Origin of the sequence: Enterocloster sp. 210928-DFI.2.20 (assembly GCF_020554465.1) — a bacterium.
In the GTDB taxonomy this organism is placed as follows: Bacteria; Bacillota; Clostridia; order Lachnospirales; family Lachnospiraceae; genus Enterocloster; species Enterocloster bolteae.
Genome location: NZ_JAJCHK010000011.1, coordinates 145,402 through 170,838, shown reverse-complemented (window position 1 = coordinate 170,838; position 25,437 = coordinate 145,402). Strand labels below are relative to the sequence as shown.

The window sequence follows — 25,437 nt, the reverse complement described above, 5'->3', positions numbered from 1 at the left end:
TTCCCAGTAAGGGAATGTCCTGGACTTCTTGTAAACGGTAATCATGAATCCGTTTAGTTTTAGCCCCACAGCAGGGACAAGTCTGTTCTACCGGTTGGGACTGGATGAAAATTTTAATGAAAGAGTCTGCCTGAACCACTTTTTTAATAAAAACACCTTCCAAGTTAAGGAAGGCCTTGGTATAATTAGGGTACATCTATAAGGGGTCACCTCCGTAACATTAAACTTTGGTCGGGATAATGTGTTTAGGAGGCTTCTTATAGATGTATTTTATTACAACGAAAAGAATGTTGGAAGTGTGCTTTTCAGCACACCCCAACATTCAGTATAGAACCTTTTTATGGTTCAATAAGAAAAGAGAAAGTCACCCCCAACGATAAACATGTATAGATTTATTCTATCCTGGCTATTAATGTATAGAAAAGAACCATTGGTCAATGGCATGGCAGATGATTAGAATGGATATGGTAAGTATTTGGGAAAGGGGGTCGAATATGGAAAATAAAAAATCAAAAAAGATAGGGAAATATGTTGTTATATCTCTGATTGTGTTGGGTATACTGGTATGTTTTTTTGTACCATCTGTTAATACCACAATGAATAGCATTCTAAAGATGTTTGCCAGCGGGGATTTTACCGTGGTACGGCAGTTTGTCGAATCGTATGGTGCTTACGCAGCGCTGGTGTCCTTCCTGCTGATGATACTGCAGTCTATAGCAGCGCCGTTACCTGCGTTTCTGCTTACATTTGCGAATGCAAATCTGTTTGGATGGTGGAAAGGAGCCATTTTATCATGGTCCAGCGCCATGGCAGGGGCGGCAGTATGCTTCTATATCGCAAGGCTGTTGGGGCGTGATGCAGTAGAGAAACTTACAAGCAGAACCGGTTTGAAGCAGATTGATGAGTTTTTTGAAAAACATGGACGTCTCAGCATACTCATTGCAAGACTGCTGCCGTTTATTTCCTTTGATATCGTAAGCTATGCGGCTGGCCTGACATCCATGTCATTTGGCAGCTTTTTCATTGCCACTGGTATTGGACAGCTTCCAGCCACTATAATTTATTCATATGTTGGCGGGATGCTGACTGGTGGCGCTAAGATGTTTGTCACTGCGCTTCTTCTGCTGTTTGCGCTGTCAGCGCTCATTGTTTTGTTCAGGCAGTTATATGTGGAAAAGCAAAAGAAAAAGAATTCGAATTAATATGCGGATATTGCAGACAATATCTAATCGACCATGGAGGTTTCGTGATGAAATTGAAGAAATTAGCAGCAATGATGGCAGCGGCAGCAATGGTATTTTCGCTTGCAGCCTGCGGAGGAAAGAGCAATACTGTGGAAAGTAAGTCTGTGGAGAATGCAGCAGAGGAAACCATGACAGTTGATAAAGATAAGAAAGAAATCCTCATGCTCTGTGAAGTAAATGGTACATATTTTACAGAACCGACCAGACATGGTATTGTATATAAGGGTGGTTCCAACGGGGAAAAGGCGGTTTTGCGGGGCCTGGCTGACGAGAAGGAGTTTTATCAGGCATTGCTTGACATCGGAGCCAAAGCCGGTGATAATTTAACCGCAGCAGACATGAAAGCAGGACCGGATAATGGGAAATCTGTGGATGGGGATAAGCTCGATGTCTTCGTAAAATGGGATGGACAGGATGAAATTCCATTCCGGGATATCATTCAATGCACAGAAGACTATACCATGGATCTGCGGTTTGGAGGAAATATTGAGAGCGCCAAAGAAAATAATACAGGCTGTGTGCTTTGTCTGGACAGTTGTGCAACAGGTATTGTGAGTGATGCAGCCTGGCCTACGGGAACTACCCAGAATGATATTGCCAAGTTCTACGGGGATAAGGATGTGCTGCCGGAGGATGGTACCCGGGTAACCGTTATTTTCCGTCTGGCAAAGTAACCGATTGATATGATGAAGCTATTTAAAATTGTTTATAATAGTTTTTTATGGGCTATGACCATGGCTATTCTGTGTTTTAAGAATGAATGGCTGCAGATGCGGGTGAATACAGGTTATATTTTTGGGGGATTGTTAATTCTTTCAACCGTGGCGGCGTGGTTTGTTTTCAGGAAAAGGGAAAACGTGTTTAATAGCCTCTTCACAGCCGGTAATTTGGTTGTTTGTTCAGCGATAGGGCTTGTCTTGTATGGGAGTGAACGGATGAAGGTGGTACCGGCCGCATTGGTGCGGGAGGGAATCCATCAGACAAGGATACCGTTCTCCAAAATCAATCTGATATTATGTATCATTACGGTAGCAGGCATGTTCATTATTGGCCTGAATGATATCTTAAAGTTAAAACAGGCGGACAGATAATAGGAAAACAGTAAGCGTTGTGCTTTGAAAAAGTTCAACGCTTATTTGTGTCAATGGGGGATGGAGATGAAGACAGTATTTCATACATATAAAAAACTAATTCTATTCATTGGAATGATAGCAGCCGTTTTAGCCTGCAACCATATATTTGGCTGGTCGGCCGTGTTGAGTGGAGCAGGAAGTTTGAATCTTCTCAGGCAGATGGCAGAAGAAAACCTGATGAATGCAATTTTCCTGTACATCGTGATTACAGTTGTGGGATGTGTGGCGTTAACTCTGCCAGGGGTCACCTTTGCCGTTCTGGCAGGACTGCTTTTCGGGCCGGTATTGGGAACAATCTGTTGTTCTATTGCTACTATGATAGGTGCCATGGCAGCGTTTCTGGCAGGCCGCTTTTTCCTGAAGGATAGTATTAAACCGGTCGTTATGAAAAACAGATACCTTAAAAAGTGGCTTTTCGATGAAGCAGGTAAGAATGAACTGTTTGTGCTGATGATTACCAGGCTGGTACCTCTGTTCCCCTATAATCTTCAGAATTTTGCATATGGCGTTACGGATATTCCGTTCACCACCTACTCTGTATTCTCATTGATTTTTATGCTGCCGGGTACAGCCATGTATACCATAGGAACATCAGGCTTAGCGGATAAGGAAAACAGGGTGCTTTATATCAGTATTGCGGTTATACTGGCAGTAATCGTCATGGGCATGGGAGTGTACTTCAAGAGAAAGTACGTGGTTCAGCCGGAGCGGGCGGAGGAGGCCAATGGACAGGAAAGTTAGGATAAAGGATGGAGACAAATGCATACACTGCCATCTCTGTCAGAAACGCTGTTCTTTTCTGACAAAGTACAAGGCGGATATCGGTGATACGGTTAAACTGAGGGAGCTTGCGTATCACTGTTTCTTATGTGGAATGTGTTCGCAGGTATGTCCCATAGGGATTGATGGCCGCGGTATTATATTGGACATGCGGCGGACTGAGGTAGAAGAGAACAACGGGAAGTGCCGGGAAAAAGGATATGCAATGCTGTTGGCGGAAAAGAAAAATTATATCTTTCGGAATGAGCGGCATATGTCAGGCAGAAGTGTACTGTTTCCAGGATGCAATTTCCCGTCCTTTTATCCGAAGACTACCAGGAAATTAATCAAAATACTGAAGGATGAGGCAGACATGGGGGTGCTGTTTGACTGTTGCGGCAAACCGGTGTCGGAACTTGGACTGGAAGAACAGGAAGGGAAGATTATCAGGCGGCTCAATGAGAGACTTCGTGCTGCAGATATACAGGAAATCGTTATGCTCTGTCCCAATTGTTATTATTTCCTGAAGGATAAGCTGGAAATACAGGTCCTTAGTATTTATGAAAAATTATCACAACTTGGAATAGGGCAGAAGGTAGAGGGGAAGGGAGGTCTGTTCCTGCCATGTCCGGACAGGAAAGAACAGCAGTGGGTATCATGGCTGGCACCATTCCTTCTGGAGAACCCCCAAATTATAGAGGGGACCCAGTGCTGTGGATTGGGAGGCTGTGCAGGAGGAAAGGAACCGGATCTGGCCAGAGGTATGGCATGCAGTGTGGCAGCGGAAGGATATGAGCATGTCTATACGTATTGTGCATCCTGTGCTGGGAACCTGACGCGTAATGGCGGTCAGGGTGTCTCGCACCTTCTGACAGAAATCCTGGATTGCCATGAACAGCCGGATGTGGCAAAGTCAATGTTAAACAGGATGATGACTAGATTCTGGTAAGGGTCTTGGGAGAGGGAAGGATAGATGACAAAAGAGGAAATCAAAGAACTTATAGGTGCTGCGGACAGATGAACCTTTTTCGGATGGAGCTGTATCAGAGGTATTTCCTATGAAGCAATTTTATGCTTTGATTGGCGGACCATCTTATAATCCTATGACAATGGACGGGACATTGTCAAGGAACTGTATAAAGCTCTCCCTTTGTTGCTATTTATATTCTTATTTGATATACTTAAGTGAATTACTATGTATGTGAACAAAGTAAAATAAGCTAATGAGGAACATTGGGGTAAACATGAGAAAAATAAGAGCGAGTGAACCCAGAGTGTGGAAAATAAGCAGGAATATATTGGGCGTGGTCCTTGCGATGATGGTTGCAGGACTGCTCTTTCTCTATGCAAGGATGGCGCAGCAGACCATGTATGCGGAAAGTTCTCAGTATTTGAATGAGGTATCTCTGCAGATGGCGGCGGCGATTGAGAAGCACTGCAGCAGCCAGTGGACGATGTTAGATATGTTTTATCGGTATTTGATGGATATGTCGGGAGGAGATCTTGAAAAGTTCCAGGATTATGCTGTGCGGGAACAGCCTGATTGGGGATTTGAGACCCTCTGTCTGATTGATGAAAATTCCCAGTACTATGACAGGACACACACATATTCACTTTTAACTTATAAAGACGTGACGGGCCGTCTTCTGACAGAACACAACAAAGCGATTGTTGATAATGTGATTTATGAAGATGAAAACCGGTTGATTTTTTTTATGCCAATCGAGGAGCTTAAAATCAATGGCAAGGAGATGAAAGCGATCGGTGTAAGCTATGACACAGATAAGCTGTTCCGTGTCCTGCAGATTGAGGCATTTCAGGGGCAGAGTAATCTGTATGTGATACACGAAGATGGGACGGAGGTGTTTTCTGCTGTCAATAGTGAAGGGGTAAAGGGATATAATCTGCTGAACAGCCTGGAAAAACTGACCTTTAAAAACGGTTCCCCAGAGGAATTCCGCAGGGGACTTGAGACCGGCAGCAGAGAGGATAATCTGATGACCGTGGAGTTTGAAGGGAAGGATTATTATATCAATCATACTCCGATTACAGGTGAAAACTGGATTCTTGTGAGTATGATTCCTGTTGAAGCGGTGAGCGGAAAGATGGAACAGTACTCTTATCATGCATTCTTTTTGATGGCTGGTGTATGCGCCCTGATTATTATAGGATTTGTTATCTTCTATTCTGATGCGGCGAAGCAGATACTGCGGGCGGAGGAGAAGGCGAGAAAGGCGGCTGAAAGCGCAAATGAAGCAAAAACAAATTTCTTTACAAGTATGTCCCACGACATTCGTACTCCAATGAATGCCATCATCGGCATGACGGAAATAGCGGTAAATCATCTGGATGATCCGAATAAAACCATGAACTGTCTAGGTCAGATCCGCAGATCCGGAAAACTGCTGGTTGGACTTGTCAATGATATTTTAGACATGGCAAAAATAGAAAGCGGAAAAATGGAAATCCATGCCGAAAGAACATCCTTAGCGGAGCTGATTGAAAATATTGTCGTGGTGATAACTCCGCTGGTGAAAGAGAAAAACCAGGATTTCCAGATTTGTATCCGGGAAGTCCGCCATGAACATCTGATGCTTGATTCTGTCCGGATGAACCAGGTTCTGATGAATCTGATTTCCAATGCGATAAAATTTACTCCGGAGGGCGGAAGCATCCGGGTTACGGTTGAGGAAAGCTTATCACCACATCCTGGGCAGGCGCATTTTACCTTTACCGTATCGGACACCGGCATGGGGATGAGTCGGGAATTCCAGAACAATATTTTTACAGCGTTTGTACGTGAGCGTGATTCACGGGTGGATCATATTGAGGGGAGCGGCCTGGGGATGGCGATTACAGGGATGATTGTCGCTAACATGGGCGGAAGTATCCGTGTGGAGAGCGAACCGGGGATGGGAAGTATCTTTACTGTGGATCTGGATTTCTGTCGGGCGGAGCCTGAAATGGATTCTGAATCGGAGGGAATAGCGATATCTTCGGTAAAGTGCCTTCTGGTAGAAGCAGACCCGGAGATATGTGAATGTGTATGTGAATTTATGAATGGACTGGGACTGGTACCCAGTACAGCCGGCAGTGGTTTGGAAGCAGTAGAACTGATGAGGACGGCCCGTGAGAAAGGGGAGGACTACCAGCTTGTCATTCTGGATAGGGGGCTTGCGGTTTATGATGCCTGTGAGGCTGTGCGCAGACTCAAAGAGCTTGCTGGGGAAAGACAGCTGACTATCCTTCTGGCCGCCTATGACTGGGCTGATATGGAAACGAAAGCCTCGGAAGCCGGAGTGGACGGTTTTGTGCGCAAACCAATCTTTAAGTCCACACTGGAGCAGATTGTCAGGCAGTATGTGCTTCATACGGAAGCTGTCCGGAGACCGGAGTGTGCAGAAACACCCATTCTGGCAGGAAAACGGATTCTTCTGGTGGAAGACAATCTGATTAATCAGGAGATTGTAAAAGAACTGCTGGAACAAACGGGGGCTGCGGTTGATGCGGCGTATAATGGAAGGGAAGGTGCAGACCGGTATGCCAGTATGGAAGATGGATATTATGACCTGATTCTGATGGACATTCAGATGCCGGTTATGAATGGATATGAAGCGACACGGCTGATTCGCGGCATGAATCGCCGGGATGCGGGAAGTATCCCGATTTTTGCCATGACGGCAGATGCATTCGCAGAGGACATTGCCATGGCCAGACAGGCCGGAATGGACAGACATCTTTCCAAGCCGATTGATGCTGTTTCGCTGATGCAGGAGATAACCCGCGTCTTAATATAAAATAAAGGAAGAGGGACCTTGAAGATGAAGCTTGGAAATTATCTTTGTATATCTGCGCTGGTTCTGACTGTACTGACATTATCATCGTGCGGGAAAAAGCACAATGAAGAAATTGACGGTTTTGCTGCTCCGGGGACAGAAAATGACAGAGTGACCGTTACCCTGTACGGTATCCAGCCGCTGCCTCACTTTGAGGAGGCAGTGGAGAATAAATTTCCGAATATTGACCTGGTGCAGTATCTGTATACAGGAGATTACGCTGAGTGTGAATTCACAGCCAGAATTAAGAGCGGGGATACCTGCGATATTATGATGGCCAAGGCCGGACGTATCGCTCTTCTGGACACCACGGAGAGCCTGATGGATTTGTCGACCATGTCTTTTCCTGCTAACTATACAAAAAATGCGCTGCCGCAGAATGAGAGGGGGGAGATTTATTTTGTTCCGGGGCCCCTGAGTTTTAATGCATATATTTATAACAAAACACTGTTTGAGGAGCATGGATGGGAGGTGCCGGAAAGTTTTGAAGAATATCTGGCGCTGTGCAGACAGATCGATGATTCCGGGATCCGGGGATGTGAGTTCCCGTTGGGTCATGCCAATATGCCCATGTATGTGTTCTGTGTAAGACTCGCAATGGACTATATGACTACGGTGGAGGGGCAGACATGGTATGAGGACTTTCTGGCAGGCAGGGCGTCTTCACAGGAACCCCTGGAAGACACTCTGGATGTATACAGCCGGATGATGGATGAGGGAATTATCCGCGTGGAGGATTTATCGCTGAGTTCTGAAGAAAGGCTTGAACTGCTCCGGAACCGGCAGCTGGCTATGACAACTGCTGAAATCAATACAATCAAAGCATTAAATGAAGAGGGAACGGATGAGTTTGCCTTTTATCCCCAGTATGGGGTGGCGGACAACCAGGGCTGGCTCCTGAGCCTTGGATATTATTTTGGCGCTGGAAAATATCTGGAGCAGCCTGAGAATATGGCTAAGCGGGAAGCGGTCATGGATATTCTGGAGTTTATCTCGACAGATGAAGGACAGAATTTATTGATTGAGGACAATATCGGAATGGTATCCACTGTGAAAGGCGCGGTTATCCCTGCCGACAAGGTGTTTGACGGAATCAGGAGGGCGGTAATGCAGGGAAACTATGTGATGCGCCCTGTCCTGGGCAGTCTGATTCCTGTCCTTCAGCCGGAGTTGACCTCTTATATCAGAGGTGATATTTCTAAGAAAGAAATCATGCAGCATTGCAGGGAAGTTATGGAAGGAAAAGTAAAAGAGGAAGTTTCTATTGGAATAGCTGCAGAGAATTTTGACATTCTGGAAACTGCGCAGCTGAAGGCTGATACCATGCGGGAAGTGCTTGGAACGGATGTGGCTCTTATGGGTGTGTCGGAAGCAGGAGGCTTTGATCCAGTGCAGGGTGTCCTGTCGAAGCTTTATGCAGGAACAATTGGAGAGCAGGATGTGAAGCGGATTGCACAAAGGAATGATACGGTACCGGTTTACTGCTGGACTGCACAGGTCAAAGGTGAGAAACTGCTGGAAATTCTTGATTACGGCGCTTATTCAGAAAAAGAGCGTGAGGCGGAAGAGACAGAGCATTTTCATCCATATGCCGTGGCAGGCATGAAGGTACGTTATGAGCGGAATGCCAGAATAGGAGCGCGGATTGCGGAAGCGGCCATGGTGGACGGAAGCGCGATAGAACCGGATAAAAGCTATTCAGTGGCCTATCTGGAAGGCGTGTTGGAACCGGAACAGGTATCGGAACCGAAAAGAACGGGCCGGCTTCTGACCGAGGTCCTGACTGAAAAAATAAAGGCGGAGGGATGCGTCAAACCGGGCAGTGTCAGCATTTACTACACGTTTGATATAAAAGAATAATTTTGTCCAGAGGTTCCGGGGAATCACTGCTGATCCATTTGGATGGCAACCTGCACGGAAACAATGGAGTGGGGGTTGGCTGCAACTATAAACTATAATTGAAGAGCATGGGAATATATCTGATATAAGCATTGGATATAAACAAAGAAAAGACCGGCTGATGCAGCTGGTCCTTTTTGCTATTCATATGATTTTTAATAAAGATAAAAAAGAAACCAAAATGTAACCTTTAAGATGTATAATCCCAGATATTTCAGTATTGCAGAAGGAGGATATCACCGGACGTAAACTCTGCCGTCAGGGAGGTGTGATTCAAGCGGGCCACACCTTCTCTTATGAGTATTCCGGGAGTTTACTACAGAAGAGAAAATGAATTCATCGAAGGAGAAACCATATGAAATACAAGAAAAGAAAATTGCTTTATGTATCTGTCATGCTCTGCCTCACGGCATTGTGCTCCTGTTCGCAAAAGGAGTATGGGACAGAGAAGAATCCGGCCGGTGTGGGGCAGGTGATGTACTATGACGGCACGGAAGCATTAAAAGAAAAGATTCGTTTTAAGGCGGAGATAGTACTGGAGGATGTTGTCCGCGGAGAGACGGCCCAGGATATATTTGCAGCTGCCGGCGGGTATGCGGACTACCATGAGGCGTTGGAACTCAGCGATGAGGAAGAACTTATGATGGCCAGATTTACATTTACCCTCTCGGATGTGCAGGAAAATACTACAGTAGACATAGGGGAGCGGGATGTGAATATATTTAAACTTGTTTCCGAAAGTGGAACAACCTATGATTACTTCCTGCAGCGAAGATACATAGATGATAACTTATTTGACAATGCTAAAGAGGGGACAACGCAGACAGGAGCTCGGACACTATGAGATTGAACTGAAAGTGAACAATGTGCTGAGGGGAGAAGCAGCAGAAGAACAGCTCTATGACTTATCTGCCTATGTTTTGGACGAACAGAAGATATTAGACAGCCAGGAGTATATGTTAATCAATCTGACTGTAAATATACCGTCCGCCCACTTGGACGATGATGCTTTACTGATTATAGATTCAATGGACTTTGGGGTTATTAACAGTAAAACCGGCAAGGAATACGGCTATGAAAACCTTTTGTATCTCAGACCCCATGACCTTTGCAGCATTGCGCCGGGAGGTACAGCCACCGGCTGGATTGGCGTGATAATTGATAAACCGGATGATTCTCCGACGATGTATTACCAGAGCCTTAATGATAAAATGCTTTATTTCAAGTTGGATAAGGCATATGATGTGCCAGACGGATTTGCCTCCTACAATCCCAGTCCGGTTTTTTTAGAAAATCCAATCAGGGATCTCAATCAAAAAAAGGGACATTGGAATAACCCATATGAAATGGGGGAAACAGTGGATTTGAATTATATGCCAATGCGCGATGAGAAACTGGGTTCCCCGTTTTCCGGGAATATCTGTGTGCAGGAAGCATATAGAGGTGAGCTGGCAGAAAAGTTCCTTCACCCCTCCTATTATTATCTCTCAGAGTCTGATAAAGAATTGATTGTATTGAAAATCGCAGTCAATGTAAAAGAGGTGGATGGGAACAATGCCCCCCAATTTGATGCGGACAGCTATACCATACTCACCGGGCAGGGCGGTGAAGTAGTCGCGTGGACACTCTATGGGGACACTCTAAAAACAGAAGAAATCCAACAGGTTTATCCTGGTGGTAAAGCAGAAGGATATGTGGCCTTTCAGGTTCCAAAGGGGATTGAACGCTTTGTGCTGACCTATGGCAACGCATTCACCGGCATTGTCGATAATGCGTGGATTTCTTTGGATTTTTCAGATCATATACCGGAGGATGTTGCAGGGGAGCTTGAAAAAAGCGGACGGATTTCGTATGGAATAATTCCAAAGATTTGTAAGTAATCAGATAAAAAATCTGAGGCAGACACCGCTTTCGTGTCTGCCTATTTTTCATCTGCCTGCAGTCTGTTAATAAAGCCAATCAGCATAATCATGTCATCAGCATTTAACTTTCTCATACCATCCATCGCTTTATGGATAAGCTGTGGGTTGACGATTTCAGAGTCAAAAAATTGCATCGGTGAGATCTCAAAATAATCACAGATTTTCAAAAAATGTCCCATTGAAGGGAGGGCCCGACCAGAAGAAATTGCTTGAATATAACTTCTATTCTGCCCCAAGTCCAGGCTCATTTGATATTCGGACACATTCCTTTTTAAGCGTAGCTCCGTAATCCGGTTGCGAATAAATTCTTCATCCATATAATAATACCTCTTTCTGAATAGAATAACAAAATCAAAGCCTGGACTATACATATTTAATGTGTTATAATTCTAATAAAAAATAAATATAGCATTATTATTTGCGTTGTTTCGTTTTTTAATGCGTTATTACTATACATGGCATGGGGCTATGAGGGCTGTAGACTTCTTCAAAAAGCAAAATGACGAATAAGGATACAGATTCGGGGATAACGTGCTTGCTGCGGTTGCTGATAATACCGTTGAAAAAGCGGGGAGAGATAAAATGAAAGAAAACTATTATCTAATGAAAGTCCAAAGCTATGTTAATTTCCCTGGGTTGTATTTCAAAAAAGCAACTTCTCACTGTCTTTGTTTTATAATACTGGCATGCATGTTGGCGGGATGTGCACAGGAGCCGGAAGATATAAAGACAGTCATTAGCATTCTGTATTTTAATGAGTGCGGTAATTTAGAGAAGCTGGTAGAAGATACATATTCTGACATTGATCTGCAATTTGAAAGGCTCTCCTATCCAAGCGAACAAATGCGAAGACTGGAAAAAGGCATGGGACCGGAACTGGTGGTTTTCACCCAGCCTTCTGATGAGATTTCGGAAAAATATTTGCTGGACATCAGTGATACACAAGCCAGCACAGCTTATGACGGCACTGTAATGCAGCAGCTGCAGGTCGACGGAATCACCTATTTCCTGCCGCTGCCCGGTCAGTACAGTGGATATATTGTCAACGAAACCTTTTTCCGGAAGGCCGGAATACCGCTTCCCATCAGTAATCAGGAATTGTTGGAAGCGGTGGGAAAAATGAAGGAACTGGGGATTGGTGTTGGAGAGGATGGAATCAATTTCTCCATTTCGAGTGCTACCAACGCGGAGCTTGGCACATATTATGCCGGCTATATGGTGCCGGACTTCTTAGGTACAGTGGATGGCGTTGACTGGCTGGCGGCCTTCCGGAGAAAGGAAGCAACGTTCACCGGAACATGGGAGAGCATGCTTACCCTGACCGATCAAATGGTTGAAGCCGGATTGCTGGATACAGCCGCTATGGGAAGAAAGCGGAACTTAATCAGGGATGCACAGCGTATGGCAGATGGAACGCTTGCAGTTTCATTTGGTAATTCATCGCTGTATCAGGAATGCAGGGAATTAAATCAAACCTATGTACAGGATGGAATCGCACCTGAGTATTCCTACCGGATGCTGCCTTTATTAAGCGATGAGGGAAATGAAAACTGGCTCCTCCTTGCACCGTCAGCATATGTTGCGGTCAACGCCGCTGTAAATGAGGAGAAGCAGGAGGCAGCAAAGCGGGTTCTGGAGCTGATTTCTACATCGGAGGGACAGGAAGCGGTTATGAAAGATCTTCAGATGGGTGTTTCCTACCTGCATAATTACCAGCCGGATACCGCATTTATCCCTGAGGGGCTGGAAGAATATATTCAGTCAGGCTATATCTATAACATTCAATTTCCTGACAGAGTCATAGAATACCTGGGCAGCCAGGTGCGGCAGACATTGGTTGGTAAAATGACTTTACAGGAGGCCTTGGAGGCCGTGGACCGATATTATTACGAAGGATCTGAAACTGTGGACTACGACCTGTCCGTGATAGGAACCGTAGGGCATGATATGCTTCTCCAAAACTATAATGTCCGCCTGGGTGAAACAGAGATTGGCAATCTCCTGGCCGACAGTGTTGCTGAAGCATCGGGAGCGCCAATTGCGGTCGTCAACGGCGGCGGGATTCGAAGCAGCCTGTACCAGGGCGAGGTGTATGGAGAGGAGCTGTCGGCGGTATGTCCCTATGATAACGTAGTTATTATTTTAGAAATGAAGGGAAAGACATTATGGGAGATGATGGAAAACAGTCTGACTACAATAACAGATGATTTACCCGGCGGCAGGTTTCTCCATGTGTCCGGGTTCAGCTATATCTTTGACAGCAGGAAGCCGGCGGGACAGAGAGTATCAGAGATTAGACTGGCAGATGGAACAGAGCTGGATCAAAACAGTACGTATCAGGTAGCGGTCAACGATTATATGGCAGGACGCCAGGGGTATGCAGAAGGTAATGGGGATGGATATAAGATGCTTAATTGCTACGACGGACAGACAACCAGGGGAAATGTCAATCTTATTCTGGAAACTAATATGACTTATCGGGATGCTTTGGCACAGTATTTTGAAAATCATCGAGATACAATGATTGATAAAAAAACGACTGGCCGGATTACTGATTTAGCGAAAAAAGGATATTAATGAGGAGGGAGGGTGCCATGCTGAAAGAGAGAGTAAGGCGGAGGATCATCTTCCTTCTGTTTGGGATAAGCATTGTATGTGTGCTTCTATTTGGCGGTATTACAGTTAAGAATATTTACAGCAGTAAATCTTCCGATACAGTAACTAAGATTAGCCAGATTTACCTGCAGGAAATGACGGAGCAGTTGAATAGCCACTTTTCTACTAATATGGACGGCCTGTTTGTACAAATCCAAACGATTGCGGACTATTTACATGAAATAGAGCTGAACAGTGAAAAGGAGTTGAATCAGATTCTTTTTTATAAAGTTCAACAGGAAAATGAATTTGACCAGCTGGCACTGATCAGCAGTACGGGAGTTGCCTATTCCTCCACAGGTACCTTTTCGGCAATTTCTAAAATTAAGGATCTTGATTTATTGTTGTCAGGAGAGAAGCGGGTAATTTCATTTAATGAGGGTATCTGGGATACTAATATGCTGTTGTTGGGTATACCTGTTGAAAAGATGGAGCTTGGAGGAGAACGCCTGGTGGCGATAGTGGCTGGAATTGATACCAGCGTCATAAATCAGAAGCTGGCACTGGGCAAGGAAGGGACAGATTCCTATTCCAATATTATTTTCCGCAACGGCAGTTTTGTAATCGCAAGCACCTATTCCGAGGCAGCCAAATATGGCGCAAATTTTTTTTCAACTCTGGAGAAGCAGGCAGAATTTGATGATGAATATAGCCTGGAAGAGATGAGGGAAAAGATTACAGGTGGAAAATCCGGAATGGTATCCTTAAAAATTGGCAAACGGCATGAATATATTTATTTTTCACCAATCCAGGATACCGACTGGTACCTGTGTACCAGCATGTCTTATGATACTGTTAATTCCCAGGTATCCAGTTTAAGTCACTTCCTGCTGACAATGGCTGTAGCAGTATTTGCACTCATCCTGCTGATTATTCTGGTCTTTTTTTTGTTATACCAAAGAAGTGAGAAAAGAAACCATGAGCTTCTATTGGCGGAGAAAGAAAGGGCGGAAGTTGCCAGCTATGCTAAAGGAAATTTTCTGTCCCAGATGTCCCATGAGATCCGTACACCACTCAATGGTATCATTGGAATGATTGCTTTGGGCCGGCAGCATGCGGGTGAGGTGGAGCGTGTGCTTAACTGTATGGATAAGATTGACCTGTCCGCAAAACATCTGCTGGCATTGGTTAATGATGTGCTGGATATGTCAAAAATTGAAAGCGGAAAGATTGAGCTGCATCATGAACCGTTTGACTTTAGTGTGCTTTTGAAAGCACTGATGATAACCTTTTATGATGAATCCAAACAAAAAGGGATTTCCTACAATATCCTCCTATCAGGCAATCTTGAGGAAAAATTAGAGGGGGATGCCCTGCGCCTGAATCAGATTCTCACTAATCTGCTTTCTAATGCCATGAAATTTAGTCCACAAGGCGGCAGCGTAACATTGGAGGTGCGGGAACAGAAACGGGAAGATAAAAAGCTGTGGATTGCTTTTTATGTCCGTGATACTGGATGCGGGATATCTTCGGAAAACATAGAACGCATTTTTCTGCCATTCGAGCAGGAGAATGCAGGTACAACGCGCCAATATGGCGGTACCGGCCTTGGCCTTCCTATCACTAAGCGTTTTGTAGAATTAATGGGCGGTACAATTTCAGCGGAGAGTACCGTTGGAGCCGGGAGCTGCTTTAAGGTGGAACTCCCGTTTGGCTGTTTAGGTGTAACAGGGCCAACGGAAAGTTCTGGTATGGGAAAATATGCGCTGGTGGTTCATCATCATCCTGATATCAGGTCATATTTAACAGGGCTTTTAGGACAGAATGGCTTTAACGTAAAAACAGCCTCCTCCAGGGAGACGGCGGTCTTGATGGCGGATGATATCTGTAAGAAAGGCTGCCCATTGGCGCTCTGCATTATCTGGTGGAACGTTTCATCGGAGATGATTCAGCTTGTGGAGGAAATCCGGCAGGCAGCAGTGGGAAGTGCGCCCCGGATTGTGATTAACGGTTATGACAAGGATGAATTGAATGAGGTGGTTCATCAGACAAATGCCGATGGAATGCTTGTCTGTCCAGCCTTTCAATCGGATGTTGAGCGGCTTCTGCACGAATTAGAGTCAGGGGCTATAGCTGAAAAAACAGGGGAACAGCTTGCCAGCTTTGACGGAATGAATATTCTGGTTGCGGAAGACAATGAAATTAACCTGGAAATTGCTGCGGGGCTGTTGGAAAATGCCGGAGCACATATATGCACGGCCTGCAATGGCAAGGAAGCTATAAAACAGTTTGATTCTTCCCAAGTGGGATTTTTTGACCTGATTCTCATGGATGTGCAGATGCCTGAAATGGACGGTTGTGATGCAACCAAGAAAATCCGGACGTTGTCCAGGGCAGATGCAAAGACAGTCCGGATTATAGCTATGACGGCTAATGTATTGGAGGAGGATAGGAAGCGGTGCCTGAACAGCGGAATGGATGCTCATATTGGAAAACCATTTTCTTTGGAGGATATTGCCCGGGAGTATAATCAAATAGGGGGAAAGAGCCAATAAAAAATAGATAGCTTATTATGTTTTGAAATTACTAAGGATAGGAGCATAAACCTGTGAATCAGAAAAAAGTGAAGATTCTCCCGCTGAGTATATTAATTATTTCTGTTCTCTGTTTTCTTTCTGTGGGTTATTGGATTTATCAGAAAAGCGTCCGTAATGTCATTTATGCAACAACGCTGTCTTTCATGAAGCAGATTGCCGACCATGACCGGCAGAATATGCTGAATCAAATGTCCAGTAAATGGCTTGCACTTACAACAATTACGAACCGTGTGGATGCAGCCAGGGAATACACGATGGACGAGGCGTTTGAAGACTTAAAGCTCAACGTGGTTTCCGGAACATTCCGGAGATTATATCTGGTTACGGAGCAGGGAGTCGTATACTCCCACACTGCACTGAAAACCAGCCTTGAAGATATGGCGTGGAAAGATGATTACTTAAATTCAGAAGCCCCCTTTGCGGGGATTTTCCGCGAAAGCTCCCGGGAACATTGGGGCGAATATGTTGTTTATGGCGTGCGCTTGTCTGAACCTGTCAGATGCGGTGAAGAGTCTGTGGCTGGAATGGTTGGCCTGGTTCCTATTTCTGCCATCTCTGAACAGATGCGGTTGGAAAGTTTTGATCAGATGGGCGTGACCGTAGTTATGCAGTCTAACGGTGAAATCATCACCTCCAGTACAGTCTATGACAGCAATATTTCCAACAATTATCTCAATTTTTTAGAAAGTACTCAACTTCAGGAAGGCTGTACAAGAGAGGGAATCCAATCCGGTATACAGAATGGGGAGCAGCAGCTGTTTCGGTTTTCCGTGGATGGTGAGAGCTTTTATACGCTGATTGAGCCTTTGAAGGACGACTATCATTCCGGATGGAATCTTGTGGTCCAGCTTTCAGACAAGGTTACGACCGATCAGGTACAGCGTCTGTTGATGCAGTCCCTTGTGTTTTTTGTGTTGATCGGGATTGTGTGTTTATTCGTTGTGATTTTTATCTATCGTAAAATAGATGAGGTTAAGACCCTTCGTATCGTAGAGCAGACAAAGACAAGCTTTCTGGCTAATATGAGTCATGAGATACGAACCCCCCTTAACGGTATTTCTGGCCTTTGTTATCTGATGCAGGAGAACATGGATGACAAAGAAAAATTGACAGAGTACCTGCAAAAAACAGTTGCTTCGACCGCTTTTTTAAAGGACATCATCAATGACGTCCTGGATATGTCCAAAATTGAAAGCGGGCAATTGGAGCTTATATGCCGTAATATAGATTTGAACGGGCTTTTATCTGAAGTTGAAACGCTTCTGGAGACCCAGGCACGTCATAAGCAAATTGATTTTACCGTGAATACACAAGGAATCAAACAAAAGTGGATTGCAGGCGATCCAATCCGCATCAAACAAATTTTGATGAATATTCTGGGAAATGCGATTAAGTTTACACCAGAGGGCGGAAAAGTCTCATTAAACGCAATACAGACTTTGAAAAATGGGACAGCAGTTACCACATTTGTGATTGCAGACAATGGCTGTGGTATGAGTCCGGAATTTTTGACGCGTATCTGGCTGCCATTTGAGCAGGAGAACCGGAAAATTTATAAAAATGGAACAGGGCTTGGAACTACCATCAGTAAAACTTTAGTGGAAAAGATGCAGGGAAGCATTTCCGTGGAAAGCAAGCCGGAACAGGGCACTGCCTTTACAATTACAATTCCCTTCCCTATTTCAAAAGAAAGGGATATTTTGAGGGAAAGAGGAGGCAGAGAGACTGCCGTTTCCATCAGGGATAAGCATATTTTAGTGGCAGAGGACAACGAACTGAACCGGATGATTGTCACAACCGTTTTGGAAAACGAGGGATGCATTCTGACGGAGGCTGTCAACGGAAAAGAGGCGGTGGATATTTTTGAAGCCGGCGAAGCAGGTTTTTTTGACTTGATCTTAATGGATATCCAGATGCCGGAGATGGACGGATATGAGGCTGCCCGGCGTATACGGCAAAGCAGCCACCCTGACGCTAAAACAATCACGATTATTGCAGTAACTGCAAATGCGTTCCAGGAGGATCTTGATAGAGCACTGGCGGCGGGCATGAACGATGCAGTCACAAAACCTCTGGATGTGGCTGCGTTGATTGACAAAATCAGCCGCATAGAAAAAGGAGAACAGATATGAAAAAGAGTTTGCTGTGTATGTTTTTAATCTTTGCCGCCTGCTTTTCCATGACGGGATGCAGTTCCGGGAAGCCTGCAGATGAACGCCCGGAATCGATCACCCTTAGAATTGCAACACCGCCTATCGGGCTGGGCAGCGTGCCGGGGGTGGGGGAAGCAGAGATAAGTGAGATGATGGAGGTGGCAGCAGAGCGGTTCAGCGCCCAATATACCGCTTTTGATGTGAACTTTGAGATAAACCGCTATAATTATACGGATGAAAAAGAGCAGCTGCTGGATAAAATTGGCACAGAGGACGCCGCAGATATCTTTTATGCCGGTTCCTGGAACACCTCTGCCTGGGCAGAACAAGGGTGGCTTGTTCCTCTGGATGATATCATTGATGACGGGCTGCGGTCCGATATCAGTGAGACGCTTTGGAGGCAGAACTCCTATAAAGGGCATGTTTATGTGCTGCCTTATCAGCAGCTGCACAATACGCTGGCTGTCAACAAGAAGATGATGGAGGAAGCGGGCCTGGAGGAATTTATTCCGGAACAGGATACCATTGCCCACTGGTCTACCGAGGACTTTAATACGGTGTTTGCAGAATTGAAGGAGTCTATTACAGACGAGACCACCTATGTTTTTATGATGTATGCCCTGAACGATCAGGGAGACAGCCATATTATGACCCTGCTCCAGGCGATGGGCGGAAGCCTGTATGATGAAAATGGAAATTTTGCCATAAATACGCCGGAGGGTATTGCGGCGCTTACCTGGCTAAAGTCCCTGGATGAACAGGGGTATGTGCCTGAGAATGCGGAAAATATCGAATTTGTAGATGTGATAAATCTGTTTTATAACGGACAGATGGCAATCTGTATGTCTAACCTGACCAATTTGTGGGATTACCGCGACCGAGGCATGGAGGTGTTCCCTGTCAATTTTCCCAGCCTGGACGGCAGAGGCTACGTTGTCGCTACTACTAATGGTTTCTGTGTGTTTGATAACGGAGATACAAAAAAAGTTCAGGCGGCAAAGGATTTTGTCCGCTATATCTATACAGATGAGGAATTGATGAAATATACGTTGGGGACCCTGCCGGTCAATCAATCGGTTATGGACAAATATGAGGATGAGATTTGGATGCTGAAGGCTTATAGCGAGAATTCCCCCAACCTGACTACCATTGTCCGCCTGGACAACCTGAACTGGCAGGGGGTCCGGGATGTTTTCTATCTCAATATCCAGGATCTGCTCAAAGGGACAAAAAGCCCGGAAGAGGTTGCGAAAGCAATTGATGAAACCTGTAATGCCGCCCTGGAACAGGGGCGTCCGAAGTAAACAGGAACAGAGAAAACGCAGGGTGTTATATGCAGCCTGAAATCCAAGGCCGGGATGCAGAAGCGCTGCCCCGGGATATGCTGGTCACATGCGGACTCAGCACACATAATTTCCGGCAAAATGAATTGTCTTAAAAGATTGATATATTTGTCAATCTTTGTTATACTTGATTCAATTAATTGGCATATGAACAAAGAATATACCTGGGTAATCGGTGAGAATGAAAGAGCCACGGCATGGTTCAGGGGAGGATGAAGTAAATGTTAAAGAATCTGGAGCTGTCGAAAAAATTAATCCTGGGGCTGGGAATTATGGTGGCAATATCCGCGGCTATGATGATTATTGCAATTGTAAGCCTGCATGACATTGGAGGACTTGTTAACAGGCTTTATCAAAGCCCTTTTACTGTATCCACCCAGAGTATTATGCTGCAGAAAGAAATACAAAATATGGGACGGGAAATACGTGGCATGGTGCTGTATGAGGACCCTTCTTATTTTGATTCCGTATTAGCCTCCAGCGGCAGGGCCAAAGCAAATCTTGCCCTTGTGGAGAAACGATTTCTTGGTGACCAGCAGTTGATTCTGGATATGTACCAAAGCCTGGACGAAATTGAGGCGGCGGGGAAGGAAATTAACCGGCTTGTTGCCGGTGGAAAAATAGAGGAAGCCAAGAACAGCGCAGATATTGATTTCAGAACGGCTATGAAATCAGGAATAGAAACATCTCAGGAAATTGTGGATTTTGCATTAGATAAAGCTTTGGAGTTTAATGAGGATGCAGGAATAGCGTTAGAAAATGCCACGGTGATGCTGATCGTTCTGCTGGTGGTTATGGTGGTCCTGTGTATGGGAGTTACCACCGTGCTGTCCAGAGCTGTCAGCCGGCCGATTTCGCAGCTCACAGATGCAGCAAAAAAACTTGCAGCGGGAGCTTTGAATATTGAGATTGACTATTATTCAAAAGATGAGGTGGGGACGTTGGCTGAGATGTTCCGGGAGATGAGCGGCAGTATGAAAGCGGTTATCAAGGATATTGGCCAACAGCTGGGAGCCATGAGTAATGGCGACTTTACGGTTGCCCCGCGGGCGGAATATACGGGCGATTATGTTTCTATAAAAAATGCGCTCATAAATATCAGAGAAAGTCTGTCAAATACACTTAATGAAATTAACCTGTCTGCCGATCAGGTATTCAGCGGGTCTGCCCAGGTGTCTGACAGCGCCCAGACCTTTTCAGAGGGAGCTGCGGATCAGGCCGGTTCTATTGAGGAACTTGCGGCTGCCATAAACGAGATATCATTCCAGGTGCGAGAGACAGCTGCCAATATGGAAGCCGCGCGCCGCCTGACTGCCAAAGCCGGGGAACAGGTGGCGGTCAGTAACCGGCAGATGGAAGAAATGCTCCTGGCAATGGGGGAAATCGGCGCCAAGACGGAACAGATCAGGGCCATTAATAATACGATTGAAGAGATTGCATTTCAGACCAATATACTGGCGCTCAATGCCGCTGTGGAAGCTGCGCACGCCGGGGAATCCGGAAAAGGCTTTGCCGTGGTTGCAGGTGAGGTCCGCAGGCTGGCCGGGAAATCAACGGACGCGGCCAAACGTACATCGGATCTCATTGACGGTACGGTTCAGGCTGTGGAAAAGGGGAGAAAAATCGCTAATATTACAGCAGAATCCCTGCATAATGTCGTGGAAAGCACAAATGAAGTTCTGAATACGGTAGATAAAATTGATGAGGCGGCTCAACATCAGGCGGGTTCTATTGTACAGGTCACACAGGAAATCGATCAGATTTCCTATGTGGTGCAGAATAACTCCGCGACTTCCGAAGAATCAGCAGCAGCAAGCGAAGAACTCAGCGGGCAGGCGCAAATGTTGAAAGAACTTGTAGGCCGGTTTAAGATTGACGGTTCGGAAAATGTGAATCAGGACCATGCTTACATCTATCATTAAAACTGTGGGGCCGGGTTAGGCAGGGAAATAAGCGGTGACTGAACCGGAGAGGAGGATAAGTGTATGTCTCAAAATCCATTTCATGGAAGTTCATCAGAACTAGTGGAATCCGTATTGAACAACGCTCCGGCATCTATCATCGTTTGTTCGGCGGAAAGCCGTGTTCTGCTCTATGCCAATGAGCGTGCCCGCAAACTCTTTTTGAAGAAGGATTACCGTCCGGGTATAACCTGCTATGAAGCGGCCGGGCGCTGTCGTCCATGCCCCTTCTGCCAGTATGAGGAACCGAATTCTTCAGAGTTTACTGTGTGCAATTATATGGATCCGGTTACCCGGAGGATTTACCAGGTGAGCAGCAAGATGATTGACTGGGAGGAAACACGGGCCCATATTGAGTATATTGTGGATGTGACCGGGGCTCAGACGAAGACGGAGCGGTACCGGAACCGTTCGGAAGGCCCGGACCGGACACTGTGCAGTGTTCCATGTGGTTTGTGTATTTACCCAAATGACTGTGTCCATCTGGAAACAGAGCTGAAAGACACCAGGATGAAAATGGAGCACTTGGTTAATTCCATTCCGGGGGGAATAGTCAGCTATGAGATTCAAGGAAAAAAGGCGGTGCCGGACTTTGTTTCCGATGGCCTGCTTGCCCTTTCCGGGCATACCAGAAGCGAGTATAATGAGCTGGTAAAAGGGAACACCATTGACATAATATATGAGGCAGATCGGGGAAGGGTGCTATCGGCAGCGCGCAGTGCGGTCGATAGCGGACGGGTCATGGATATTTCCTGCCGGATCCGGCATAAGGACGGGCATCTGGTGTGGATTCACATAAGCGGCCGCAGGATTGGACCGAAAGCAGACACGATGCGGTTTTATGCTGTTTTCACCGGAATGTCTGAAGACGCCATTCTGTTCCGCAGTATTGCCAATGACACTGCGGAGCGTGTTTATGTCATTGACAAGGAATCCTATGAATTGATCTACACCAGTGAATCCGCCGGGTTTCTCTGTCAGGGGGCGGATTGTATAGGGCAGAAATGCTATGCTGCCCTGTATGGAAAAAATCAGCCATGTGAATTCTGCACGCTGAAGAGTCATAAGCCGGATGGTGCTGCCCACGGCATGGATTACCATGAAAACGGCCGTTTTTACAGTACCCGTTTCCGGGAAACTCTTTGGAATGGTATTCCGGCTTATCTGAAATATGTGCGGGATGTCACCGAGGAAGTGAAAGCCCAAAAAGAGAAAGAACACATAGAGCAATACTTTCAGACACTGGTCAGAAAGCTGCCGGGAGGTGTGGCAGTAGTTCGGATTGAAAAAGATGGGCGTAAGACGCCGGAGTATTTTTCAGACGGTTATGCCATGCTGAGCGGTATGTCAATGGACCAGGTGTGGAAATCATACGGTGAGGACGGCATGGCAGCCGTACATCCGGACGATGTAGAACAGCTGAATGCGGAATTATCCGACTTTATGGCCAGCGGTGAGGAACAACGGGAATTTACATACCGGATAAAAAGGGGAGATGGGGAATATATCTGGATTAAGAATATGACTTCCATGCTCCGGCGCGGGGAGGGCGAGGTGATTCTCTATGCCAGCTACCGCGACTTGACCGTGGAGTTTAAGGAGCAGGAGCAGATTCGCCGTCAATACAGAGAATTGATTCTGCAGCATTACCGGACACCAGGACCAAATGCCTTGATTGTGGGGCACTGTAATATTACCAGAAGCCAGATTACGGAAATCAGCGATTATACGGACTCTGGCCTTCTGGAATGCTTTGGAACGGAGAGGGATGCATTTTTCACAGGCATATCTACTTTAATTCTGGATGAAAAAGAGCGGCGGGATTATATGAATCGTTTTCTCAACGAGCCTACCCGGGCTGCTTTTCAGGCTGGCAAACGGGAACTGGAGCTGGACTGTTTTATCAGGCTGCCAAAGGATGTGAGAGGCCGTTATGTGAAATTTAAGGTAAACCTGGTGGAAGAACCTGACACGGGAGATATCACTGGAATCCTGACCGTTTATGATATAACAGAGCAGACCATTGCGGAACGGAATTTGAAGAAGCTCTCTACTTCAGGATATGATTTAATCGCGGATGTGGACCTGTTTCATGACTTCTGTACGATTTTGAGCGGAAGATTTACAAAAGACGACCTCTGTGCAAAATCAGGGCGCCACTCAGAACGCCTGGCATACATGATGGAAAGACAGCTGGTTCCCAAGGACAGGCCGCGAATAATGAAAATGCTGGAGCCGGAATATATACTGGAGCGGCTTAAGCAGGAGGATCCCTATTCTCTATCCTATTCTATATTGGGTGAGGCGGGAGAAATCCAGACGAAGAAGCTGACTGTTTCCGCCACGGACCTGCGGCTGGGCCGGGTCTGCCTGGCCAGAGCTGATATTACGGATTCTGTAAGGGAACAGCAAGGGTTGCTGAATGTGGTGGCCTATACATTTGAGATGCTGGGAATCATTCACCTGGGAAGCCGGCACATTACCCTGTATACGCATCAGGCGGTGCTTCAGGTCCTGGAACCCAGGCGGGCCAGCATTGACAGCTGGCTTGCGGATATTAAGAAAAAATACGCTCCGAAAGGAGGGGAAGAGGAGGTTGAACGATGCTTTGGATTACAGAACATGCTTGCCCGCCTGGAGGAAAGACCAGGAGGATATGATTTTGTCCTTCCCTATCTGGAGGAGAATCAGATCCGGTATAAGCAGATTAATATACTCTGGGGGGACGGGGACCATAAGATGATCTGTATTGTGCGTCAGGATGTGACAGAGACGATGACTGCGGAGCGCCGGAGCAAGGAAACATTGGAGCAGGCGCTGGCGCTGGCAGAGGAGGCCAACCGGGCCAAAAGCGACTTCCTCTCCTCCATGAGCCATGATATCAGGACGCCGATGAATGCAATTATGGGTATGACGACACTGGCCAGGGCGCATCTGGACGAGCGGGAGAAGGTGGAAAATTGCCTTCGCAAAATCACTCTCTCTTCCCGACACCTGTTGAGCCTGATCAATGATATTCTGGATATGAGTAAAATCGAGCAGTCCAAGATTACGTTAAACAATGACAAGGTATTTCTTTCAGACTTGCTGGAACAGCTGTATTCTATCATAGGACAGCAGGCACAGGAAGCAGGGCTGCAATTTGATGTGAGGACTTCCAATATTATACATCCATACTTTTATGGGGATGCCCTTCGTATCAACCAGATATTAATTAACATATTGGGGAATGCGGTTAAATTTACGCCTGATGGCGGGAAGGTAACATTCCTGACCGAGGAACTCCCCACGATCAAGGGACCGGGATATGTCCGGTACTGCTTCACGATTCGTGATACAGGAATTGGTATGCCCGAGTCGTTTTTGTCCCATCTATTCGAGCCCTTTACGCGGAACCGGAATACGGAACATGTCGAGGGAAGCGGTCTTGGACTCAGCATAACAAAGGGACTGATAGAGCTTATGGGCGGCGAACTTCTTGTGGAGAGCCGGGAACGGGCAGGAACTACCTTCAGAGTGGAGATGGAGTACAGAATTGCCTCGGAAGACAATAGGGGGGAATCTGGGGATAAAACGGGAGTTTCAACACCGTCCGGGGCAGACAGGCTTACAGGCCGCTGCCTGCTGGTGGCAGAAGATAATGAGATTAATGCGGAAGTCCTTAGCGAGCTGTTATTGTTACAGGGTGTAAGAACTGTTGTGAAAACAAACGGCGTCCAGGTGCTGAACGAATTCCAGAGCGCGGCTTACGGCACCTATGACGCTGTACTGATGGATATTCAGATGCCGGAGATGAATGGTTATGAGGCAGCACGTGCCATTCGAAATCTGGAACAAAAAACAGGCCGCCATATGCCTATCATTGCGATGACAGCCAATGCTTTTGCGGAGGATATACAGGAGGCTATGAAGGCAGGTATGGATGCGCATGTGGCAAAGCCCATTGATATGCCCGCTCTCATGAAAACTTTGGATAAGCTGCTGGTATAAGGAGA

17 protein-coding genes are annotated in these 25,437 nt (G+C 46.1%); 15 read left to right on the top strand and 2 right to left on the bottom strand.

What is annotated here, in order from left to right; genetic code table 11:
• Positions 1-196, bottom strand: a 196-nt coding sequence (locus LI015_RS12435) for a transposase family protein (protein ID WP_227125211.1), incomplete at its 3' end; no start/stop codon positions are given.
• Between the two features lie 298 nt (positions 197-494).
• Here LI015_RS12435 and LI015_RS12430 point away from each other — a divergent pair.
• The 9 genes from LI015_RS12430 to LI015_RS12390 all read left to right on the top strand — a co-directional run bounded on the left by LI015_RS12430 (position 495) and on the right by LI015_RS12390 (position 10,751).
• Entirely contained in the window at positions 495-1,202 is a 708-nt protein-coding gene (locus LI015_RS12430) for a TVP38/TMEM64 family protein (protein ID WP_002566012.1), read from the top strand.
• 47 nt (positions 1,203-1,249) lie between these two features.
• Complete coding sequence (locus tag LI015_RS12425; protein ID WP_002571300.1) at positions 1,250-1,918, top strand: YdjY domain-containing protein; 669 nt, start codon at positions 1,250-1,252, stop codon at positions 1,916-1,918.
• Positions 1,919-2,179: 261 nt separating this feature from the next.
• Positions 2,180-2,335: a hypothetical protein gene (locus LI015_RS12420; protein WP_227125209.1), complete on the top strand. Its 156-nt coding sequence runs from the start codon at positions 2,180-2,182 to the stop codon at positions 2,333-2,335.
• A gap of 66 nt (positions 2,336-2,401) precedes the next feature.
• Positions 2,402-3,118: a TVP38/TMEM64 family protein gene (locus LI015_RS12415; protein ID WP_002566007.1), complete on the top strand. Its 717-nt coding sequence runs from the start codon at positions 2,402-2,404 to the stop codon at positions 3,116-3,118.
• The gene (locus tag LI015_RS12410) at positions 3,102-4,085 is read left to right on the top strand and encodes a (Fe-S)-binding protein (protein WP_227125207.1); all 984 of its coding nucleotides are present in this window, start codon (positions 3,102-3,104) and stop codon (positions 4,083-4,085) included. The genes LI015_RS12415 and LI015_RS12410 overlap by 17 nt, the downstream gene beginning before the upstream one ends.
• A 295-nt stretch (positions 4,086-4,380) precedes the next feature.
• Positions 4,381-6,933 carry a response regulator gene (locus tag LI015_RS12405; protein WP_227125205.1) on the top strand — a complete coding sequence of 851 codons (2,553 nt, stop codon included), beginning with the start codon at positions 4,381-4,383 and terminating at the stop codon, positions 6,931-6,933.
• Positions 6,934-6,957: 24 nt separating this feature from the next.
• The gene (locus tag LI015_RS12400; RefSeq protein WP_227125218.1) at positions 6,958-8,832 is read left to right on the top strand and encodes an ABC transporter substrate-binding protein; all 1,875 of its coding nucleotides are present in this window, start codon (positions 6,958-6,960) and stop codon (positions 8,830-8,832) included.
• A gap of 394 nt (positions 8,833-9,226) precedes the next feature.
• Entirely contained in the window at positions 9,227-9,715 is a 489-nt protein-coding gene (locus LI015_RS12395) for a hypothetical protein (RefSeq protein ID WP_227125203.1), read from the top strand.
• Entirely contained in the window at positions 9,654-10,751 is a 1,098-nt protein-coding gene (locus LI015_RS12390; RefSeq protein WP_227125201.1) for a DUF4352 domain-containing protein, read from the top strand. The genes LI015_RS12395 and LI015_RS12390 overlap by 62 nt, the downstream gene beginning before the upstream one ends.
• Before the next feature lie 41 nt (positions 10,752-10,792).
• Here LI015_RS12390 and LI015_RS12385 read toward each other — a convergent pair whose 3' ends face one another.
• Positions 10,793-11,110 (bottom strand): helix-turn-helix transcriptional regulator, encoded by a 318-nt coding sequence (locus LI015_RS12385; RefSeq protein WP_002571294.1) that lies wholly within the window; start codon positions 11,108-11,110, stop codon positions 10,793-10,795.
• A 526-nt stretch (positions 11,111-11,636) separates the two neighbouring features.
• On the opposite strand from LI015_RS12385, the gene LI015_RS12380 reads away from it, so the two are divergent.
• The 6 genes from LI015_RS12380 (at position 11,637) to LI015_RS12355 (ending at position 25,432) form a co-directional block, all read left to right on the top strand.
• On the top strand, positions 11,637-13,370 hold the full coding sequence (locus LI015_RS12380) for a 5'-nucleotidase C-terminal domain-containing protein (RefSeq protein ID WP_326929633.1): 1,734 nt from the start codon (positions 11,637-11,639) through the stop codon (positions 13,368-13,370).
• A gap of 17 nt (positions 13,371-13,387) precedes the next feature.
• Positions 13,388-15,943, top strand: a complete 2,556-nt coding sequence (locus LI015_RS12375; protein WP_227125199.1) for an ATP-binding protein — start codon at positions 13,388-13,390, stop codon at positions 15,941-15,943.
• 53 nt (positions 15,944-15,996) lie between these two features.
• Complete coding sequence (locus tag LI015_RS28365) at positions 15,997-18,117, top strand: hybrid sensor histidine kinase/response regulator (protein WP_227125197.1); 2,121 nt, start codon at positions 15,997-15,999, stop codon at positions 18,115-18,117.
• Positions 18,114-19,442, top strand: coding sequence for an ABC transporter substrate-binding protein (locus LI015_RS12365; protein ID WP_227125194.1), 1,329 nt, complete (start codon positions 18,114-18,116; stop codon positions 19,440-19,442). Before LI015_RS28365 ends, LI015_RS12365 begins: the two co-directional genes overlap by 4 nt.
• Before the next feature lie 260 nt (positions 19,443-19,702).
• On the top strand, positions 19,703-21,403 hold the full coding sequence (locus tag LI015_RS12360; RefSeq protein ID WP_118019100.1) for a methyl-accepting chemotaxis protein: 1,701 nt from the start codon (positions 19,703-19,705) through the stop codon (positions 21,401-21,403).
• Positions 21,404-21,466: 63 nt separating this feature from the next.
• The gene (locus LI015_RS12355; RefSeq protein WP_227125192.1) at positions 21,467-25,432 is read left to right on the top strand and encodes an ATP-binding protein; all 3,966 of its coding nucleotides are present in this window, start codon (positions 21,467-21,469) and stop codon (positions 25,430-25,432) included.
• Positions 25,433-25,437 lie beyond the last annotated feature (5 nt).